Origin of the sequence: Rhizobacter sp. (assembly GCF_031412075.1) — a bacterium.
In the GTDB taxonomy this organism is placed as follows: domain Bacteria; phylum Pseudomonadota; class Gammaproteobacteria; order Burkholderiales; family Burkholderiaceae_C; genus Rhizobacter.
The window spans coordinates 1-7,276 of record NZ_JANOCG010000604.1 but is presented as its reverse complement, the minus strand read 5'-3'; the positions used below and the strand labels follow the sequence as shown (position 1 = coordinate 7,276).

Annotated in this window: 4 protein-coding genes and 1 pseudogene; 1 reads left to right on the top strand and 4 read right to left on the bottom strand. The window is 62.6% G+C overall.

The genetic code is table 11. The features are described 5' to 3' along the window. Nucleotides 1-473, top strand: a 473-nt coding sequence (locus RMO40_RS22355; RefSeq protein WP_309725806.1) for a hypothetical protein, incomplete at its 5' end; no start/stop codon positions are given. Nucleotides 474-580: 107 nt separating this feature from the next. Here RMO40_RS22355 and RMO40_RS22350 read toward each other — a convergent pair. From RMO40_RS22350 to RMO40_RS22335, 4 genes and pseudogenes are all read right to left on the bottom strand, one after another. After that, complete coding sequence (locus RMO40_RS22350) at nucleotides 581-1,795, bottom strand: ribonucleotide-diphosphate reductase subunit beta (RefSeq protein WP_309725805.1); 1,215 nt, start codon at nucleotides 1,793-1,795, stop codon at nucleotides 581-583. 148 nt (nucleotides 1,796-1,943) lie between these two features. Next, the gene (locus tag RMO40_RS22345; RefSeq protein ID WP_309725804.1) at nucleotides 1,944-4,853 is read right to left on the bottom strand and encodes a ribonucleoside-diphosphate reductase subunit alpha; all 2,910 of its coding nucleotides are present in this window, start codon (nucleotides 4,851-4,853) and stop codon (nucleotides 1,944-1,946) included. A 478-nt stretch (nucleotides 4,854-5,331) separates the two neighbouring features. After that, the gene (gene ampD / locus RMO40_RS22340) at nucleotides 5,332-5,919 is read right to left on the bottom strand and encodes a 1,6-anhydro-N-acetylmuramyl-L-alanine amidase AmpD (RefSeq protein WP_309725803.1); all 588 of its coding nucleotides are present in this window, start codon (nucleotides 5,917-5,919) and stop codon (nucleotides 5,332-5,334) included. Beyond that, nucleotides 5,916-7,276, bottom strand: a pseudogene (locus RMO40_RS22335) (sigma-54-dependent transcriptional regulator); the annotation flags it as partial. The gene ampD and the pseudogene RMO40_RS22335, both read right to left, overlap by 4 nt.

The following is a 7,276-nucleotide window of genomic DNA, read 5'->3' as shown; positions in this document are numbered from 1 at the left end:
CAGCAGGCTTCTTCGCGGCTTTCTTGGCAGAAGGCTTCTTGGCCGCCGCCTTCTTCGCAGCAGGCTTCTTCTTGGCAGCAGCCTTCTTGGGCGCAGCCTTCTTGGCAGCAGCCTTCTTCGGTGCAGCCTTCTTGGCTGCTGGCTTCTTGGCCGCAGCCTTCTTCGCTGCCGGCTTCTTGACCGCAGCCTTCTTCGCTGCCGGCTTCTTCGCCGCAACCTTCTTGGCTGCCGGCTTCTTAGCAGCAGCCTTCTTGGCCGCCGGCTTCTTCTTCGCTACGACCTTCTTGGCCGGAGCCTTCTTTGCCGCGACCTTCTTGGCCGGGGCCTTCTTTGCCGCGGGTTTCTTTGCAGTTGCCATTACATTTCTCCTTGATCAAGTTGAAAAAGCACTGCGTTGCACCGACGACATGTCGCTACTTCGCAGCAATTCACCACCCGAAAGTCTGCCCAGGAGGGGCGCCCCGGTGCGGTGAATGGGGTTGCTGCACGCTCGTCACCGCTTCTGTGTCGGTGAGTTCAAACGTACAGCGAATCTTGATCTGCCACATACGACCTGTTTTTGCTGTGAGTTGCAAAAGCGTCAATCCCACGAGAGCGCGCCACCGGATTGGTACTCGATGACACGCGTCTCAAAGAAGTTGCGCTCCTTTTTCAGGTCAATCATTTCGCTCATCCACGGGAACGGGTTTTCTTCGTTCGGGAAGAGCTCTTCCAAACCAATTTGCGTTGCACGCCGGTTGGCGATGTAGCGCAAATAGCCTTTGAACATCGAGGCGTTGAGGCCCAACACGCCGCGAGGCATGGTGTCTTCAGCGTAGCGATATTCGAGTTCGACTGCTTTTGAGAAAAGCGCCTTGATTTCGGCCTTGAACTCAGCCGTCCACAAGTGCGGGTTCTCCAACTTGATCTGGTTGATGAGGTCGATGCCGAAGTTGCAGTGCATCGACTCGTCGCGCAGGATGTACTGGTACTGCTCGGCCGCGCCGGTCATCTTGTTCTGGCGGCCCAGCGCCAGAATCTGGGTGAAACCAACGTAGAAGAACAAGCCTTCCATCAGGCAGGCAAAAACGATCAGCGACTTGAGCAGCGTGCGATCGTTCTCTGGCGTGCCAGTGTTGAAGTGCGGGTCCATGATCGCGTTGATGAACGGGATCAGGAATTCGTCTTTGTCGCGGATCGACTTGACTTCGTTGTAGGCGTTGAAGATCTCGCTTTCGTCCAGGCCCAGCGATTCAACGATGTATTGATACGCGTGGGTGTGGATCGCTTCTTCAAATGCCTGGCGCAGCAGGAACTGGCGGCACTCGGGCGCCGTGATGTGGCGGTAGGTGCCCAGCACGATGTTGTTGGCGGCCAGCGAATCGGCGGTGACGAAGAAGCCGAGGTTGCGCTTGATGATGCGTCGCTCGTCTTCAGTCAAACCGTTGGGGTCTTTCCAGGTCGCGATGTCGCGCGACATGTTCACTTCTTGCGGCATCCAGTGGTTGGCGCAAGTGGCGAGGTACTTTTCCCAAGCCCACTTGTACTTGAACGGCACCAGCTGGTTGACGTCGGTCTTGCCGTTGATGATGCGTTTGTCGGAGGCCTTCACCCGATGGGTGTCGGCATTCACCCGATGGGTGTCAACATTCACGCGATGCGTACCGACGGCTGCTGCAACGGACTCGGCTGCGTGTGCAACGGCAGCTTCGAAGACAGGGGACGGAGCGACTGCGCGCGCTTGAGAGGAGGTGCTCTGCGCGGGGCTCGCTTTGTGAGATGACGAGGGTTTAAGGTCTTCTTCCCAAACCAACATAAGTAGATTTCCTGTGCGTGTGAATTATGAGAGTGTTGTGTCTAAACACCAAGCACTTATTGACTTTGCGGCCGCTTCGCTGTTGCTGTGTCGCATCGAAATTCGATGCTGCACAGCAACCTGCATCACGACAAAACAGTGGAGCGAATCACTGACACGCTTCGCATGTCGGGTCGTCGATCGCACAGAACTTGATGTCGGTGGCGGGCTCTGCATCGACTGACAAAACCGACGACACAACCGCGCTCGGTGCGGCCATCACCGACGACGAATCACCACTCGACACCGCGTTCATCTTGCCGGCTTTCACCGTCGACTTTTCAGTCTGCGATGCGCTGATGGTGCGCAGGTAATAGGTGGTCTTGAGGCCACGCAACCATGCGAGCTTGTAGGTCTCGTCGAGCTTCTTGCCCGAGGCACCGGCCATGTAGATGTTGAGCGACTGCGCCTGGTCGATCCACTTCTGGCGACGTGCGGCAGCTTCAACCAGCCACTGGGTTTCGATCTCGAACGCGGTGGCGTAAAGATCCTTCAGGTCTTCGGGCACACGGTCGATGCGGCGCAGCGAGCCGTCGAAGTGTTTCAGGTCCATGACCATCACGTCGTCCCACAGGCCGAGCCGCTTCAGGTCGCGAACCAGGTACTCGTTCACGATCGTGAACTCGCCCGACAGGTTGGACTTGACCGACAGGTTGCCGAACGACGGCTCGATCGAGGCGCTGACGCCAATGATGTTGGAGATGGTGGCGGTCGGGGCAATCGCCACGCAGTTGGAATTGCGCATGCCGTGCTCGCTGATGCGGCTGCGCAGCAAGCTCCAGTCGAGCGTGGTGCTGCGGTCGACTTCCACATAACCACCGCGCGCTTCAGCCAGCAGTTCCAGCGAGTCGATCGGCAGGATGCCGCGATCCCACAGCGAGCCGCGGTAGCTGGAATAACGGCCACGCTCTTTGGCCAGCTCGGTCGACGCCCAATAGGCGTAGTAGCAGACGGCTTCCATCGACTGGTCGGCAAACGCCACCGCAGCTTCCGACGCATAGGGCGTGCGGATCTCATACAGCGCGTCCTGGAAACCCATGATCCCGAGACCCACCGGGCGGTGGCGCAGGTTGGAGTCACGTGCCTTCTTGACGGCGTAGTAGTTGATGTCGATCACGTTGTCGAGCATGCGCATCGCGGTGGCGATGGTCTTCTTCAGCTTGGCGTGGTCGATGACCTTGGCGCCGTCCGGGCCGTCCTTGAGGTGATGAACCAGGTTCACCGAGCCGAGGTTGCAGACCGCGATCTCGCTCTCGTTGGTGTTGAGCGTGATCTCGGTGCACAGGTTGCTGCTGTGCACCACGCCCACGTGCTGCTGCGGCGAGCGCACGTTGCAGGCATCCTTGAAAGTGATCCAGGGGTGGCCGGTCTCGAACAGCATCGAGAGCATCTTGCGCCACAGGTCGGCGGCGCGCATGGTCTTGAAGAGCTTGATCTCACCGCTGGCGGCCTTGGCCTCATAGCCGGTGTAGGCCACTTCAAAGGCCTTGCCGAACTTGTCGTGCAGGTCGGGGCAGGTGCTCGGCGAGAACAACGTCCAGTTGCCACCTTCCATGACGCGGCGCATGAACAGGTCGGGGATCCAGTTGGCCGTGTTCATGTCGTGGGTGCGACGGCGGTCATCGCCGGTGTTCTTGCGCAGCTCCAAGAACTCTTCCATGTCGAGGTGCCAGCTTTCCAGGTAGGCGCAAACCGCGCCCTTTCGCTTGCCACCCTGGTTGACGGCGACGGCGGTGTCGTTCACCACCTTGAGGAAGGGCACGACACCCTGGCTCTTGCCGTTGGTGCCCTTGATGTGCGAGCCGAGCGCGCGCACATTGGTCCAGTCGTTGCCCAGGCCGCCGGCGAACTTGCTCAGCAGCGCGTTCTCTTTCAGCGCCTCATAGATGCCGTCGAGGTCATCGGCGACGGTGGTCAGGTAGCAGCTGGACAGCTGCGAGCGCCGCGTGCCGGCGTTGAACAGCGTCGGCGTGGAGCTCATGAAGTCGAAGGTCGACAGCACTTCATAGAACTCGATGGCGCGGGCTTCGCGGTCGATCTCGTTCAGCGCCAGGCCCATGGCCACACGCATGTAGAAGGCCTGGGGCAATTCGATGCGCTGTTCTTCGATGTGCAGGAAGTAGCGGTCATACAGCGTTTGCAGACCGAGGTAGTCGAACTGCAGGTCGCGGTCGGCCTTGAGCGCAGCACCCAGCTTGGCCAGGTCGTACTGCATCAGCTTCTCGTCGAGCAGCTCGGCTTGCACGCCCTTCTTGATGAAACCCGGGAAGTACTCGGCATAGCGGGTGTGCATCTCGGCGTGCAGCAGCTCTTCGCCGATGATTTCCTTGCGGATGGTGTGCAGCAGCAGGCGGGCCGTGGCGCGGGTGTAGCCGGGGTCTTTTTCGATCAGGGTGCGGGCGGCCAGGATGGCAGCCTTGTGCACTTCGTCGATGGGCACGCCGTCGTACAGGTTGCGTTTGGTTTCGGCCAGGATGGGGTCGGGCTTCACGTCGGCGCCCAGGTCGGCGCAGGCCGATTCCACCAGGGTCGTCAGGCGGGCCATGTCGAGCGGCACACGCTGGCCACGGTCGGTCACCATCAGCGAGGGCTCGACCGCCATCGCCGGCACGCCCTGCTTGGCGCGCTCTTGCGAACGGCGCTCGCGGTAGAGCACGTAGGCACGGGCCACTTCGTGGTGGCCACCGCGCATCAGGCCGAGCTCGACGTGGTCTTGCACGTCTTCAATGTGGAAGGTGCCGCCACCCGGGCGCGAGCGCAGCAGCGCGCGCACGACTGACTCGGTCAAGCCGTCCACCGTCTCGCGCACGCTGGCCGACGCCGCGCCCTGGGTGCCATGCACCGCCAGGAACGCTTTCATCAAGGCCACGGCGATCTTGTTGGGCTCGAAGGACACCACGGCGCCGTTGCGGCGAATGATCTGGTAACCCTGGTAGGCCGATGCAGCCGTGCCGGCCTGTGCGGTGCCGGTACGCGGTGCCGGTTGCGCGCCGGCGGTAGAAGAAGAGACGGTTTGCATGGTGTTCCCTGTCGTCATGTCAATCAGCAGTGGGTGTCAATCTCACGCGTTCAGTGAGGGCGCTGCGGCCTCAGCAGCAAAAGCTGCAGCCGACCCGGGCGAACCCGGGGCGGGTGAACGTTGGGTGAGAACGGTAGAGCGCCGGCGTCGGCGCTTTGCATCTCTTGCCCATCAGAAGAACGCCACCGCTTTGCGCGGTCAACCCAGAAAACGGGGCGCTGGTCTTGGGCATGGAAGGTGTGTTTCGAAAACAAAAGGATAACACGAGGGGACACTATATCTGGGGCCTCGGGGGTCATCAAGCACTACAGATAGCGTATTACCCTAGTGTGACCATGCCGCTCGCCGATGCTCTGAAGCACACCCAGCCAGGGCGCGCGCCGTCGCGCGATGTGCTCATCTTTTGCGCCAGCGGGCGCGGCATGCAGGCCGATTTGAAGCGGCAGAGCCCGCGAACCGTGGGGCCGCGCGAAGTTGTTCAGGCCAAGCGCTGAACGGCCGCGGGAAAGTACCGATCGGGCCAGGCCAGCATGCGCATGAGCAGCGGCCAATCAAATCCCGGACCGGGATCGCATTTGCGACCAGGTGCCACATGCTCGTGGCCGACGACGCCTTCGATAGGGTGGCGCTGCGCGAGCGACCGCAACAGCGACGCCAGCGTGTCGTATTGCACCGCTTCGAAGAGCTCTCCCTCCAGGCCTTCGAGTTCGATGCCGATGGCGTAGTCGTTGCAGTTCTCGCGCCCTCGCCACGATGAGCGTCCGGCATGCCAGGCGCGATGGTCGCTTGAGACGAACTGCAGCAATTCGCCATCACGCCGCACCACAAAATGGGACGACACCTGCAGACCGCGAATCTCGCCGTAGTAAGGGTGAGCGTCCCAGTCGAGCCGGTTGGTGAACAGCTGTTCGATGGCGTCGCCACCGTACTCACCCGGCGGCAGGCTGATGGAATGGATTACCACCAGGTCAACCACCACTCCTGCCGGGCGGGGCCCGAAGTTGGGCGAAGGGCATGCGCGCGCCGCGCTCAGCCAGCCCCCATCAGCCGGGCCAGCTGAGCTCATGTGTCATCGCCACGCTCGGTGTCGACAGGGTCCGGGTCGCCACCCACGTGCACCCCCAGGCGTGCCATGCGGTAGCGCATCTGCCGCAATGACAAGCCCAGGCTCGCGCCCGCTGCGGTGCGGTTGTAGCGGTAGCGCTCGAGCGCACGTTCGAGCACGTCGCGCTCGACCTGGTCGAGGTAGGCCGCGAGGTCGGTGGGCAGGGGTGCCGGGGTCGGGGCCTGGGCGGGCGCCGGGGGCAGGGGCGTGGCCGCGACGACAAGTGAATCGACGCTTGATGGCGTCATGTCTCCCGTCAGCGCCAGGTCGAGCGCGCCGAGGTCGGGCACATCGATGACTTCACCGCCGGCAAACGCCACCGCGCGGTGCAGCAGGTTTTCGAGCTCGCGCACATTGCCCGGAAAGCTGTAGCGGCTCAGCAGGATCAATGCATCGCGGGTCATGCGTGGCGGGGGCGACACGCCAGCGTCGCGAGAGATCCGGTCGAGCACACGGTCGCAGATGGCAGGCAGGTCTTCGAGCCGCTCACGCAGGGGCGGCACCCTGATCTGGATCACGTTGAGCCGGTAATACAAGTCTTGGCGAAATCGCCCCGCCTGCACCTCGGCGCCAAGGTCCTTGTGGGTGGCACTGAGCAGGCGCACGTTGACCGCTTGCTCGCTGACCGCACCCACCGGTCGTACCGAACGCTCTTGGATGGCGCGCAGCAGCTTGCTCTGCATGGCCAAGGGCAGGTCGCCGATCTCGTCGAGGAACAGCGTTCCGCCGTTGGCCGCCTGGAAAAAACCCTCGCGGTCATCGGCTGCACCGGTGAACGCGCCCTTGCGGTAGCCGAAGAATTCAGCCTCCAGCAAATGCTCAGGGATGGCGCTGCAGTTCACCGCGATGAAGGGCTGGCTGGCCCGTGGGCTCACCTCGTGAATGGAACGTGCGACCAGCTCCTTGCCCGTGCCGGACTCGCCGTTCACCAGCACCGGCGCCATGCTGCGCGCCACCTTGTCGACCAGGGCGCGCACCTGCTGCATGGCGCCGGACTGGCCGGCCATGCGGCCCATGGCCTGGCTGACAACGGCCACGGGCTGCGCGGCGATCACGGGACACCACACGTTCGGGAGGCGCGCCGTTCTCTGACGGCAGGCTGGACGGCACGATGGTCGGCACCGTGGACACGCTGCGCCCCAGCGCCGACGCCACCACCGCGCGGAACTGCTTCAGATCGACCGGCTTGGTGAGGTAGTCGTAGGCGCCGGCCTTCAGCGCCTCGACGGCGTTTTCGGCCGACCCGTAGGCCGTGATCACGATGGCCTTTTCGCGTCGGCCGGTTTCTTCAAGCCGGCGCAGCAGATCGAGGCCGGTG